Annotated in this window: 1 protein-coding gene; it reads right to left on the minus strand. The window is 63.6% G+C overall.

Annotated elements, in window-relative coordinates; all coding sequences use genetic code 11:
- The coding region (locus tag ACT3UN_RS16615; protein ID WP_444657681.1) for a hypothetical protein at positions 1-206 on the minus strand (206 nt) is incomplete at both ends.

Genomic DNA, 206 nt, shown 5'->3' on the forward strand with positions numbered 1-206 from the left:
AGGTTGTCGTTGTCCATGTGCGGCGCCGGGTAGTAGACGCGCCCGATCTTGCCCTCCTTACGGATCTCGATCTTCGAGGCGATCGGGTGGATCGACGAGGTCGAGTTGTTGATGTAGGAGATCGAGCCTGTCGGCGGCACGGCCTGCAGGTTGCGGTTGTACAGGCCGTCGGCCATCACCGCCGCCTTCAGCTCCGCCCACTCCTC

It is taken from the genome of Corynebacterium sp. AOP12-C2-36, from assembly GCF_052379185.1.
GTDB lineage: Bacteria > Actinomycetota > Actinomycetes > Mycobacteriales > Mycobacteriaceae > Corynebacterium.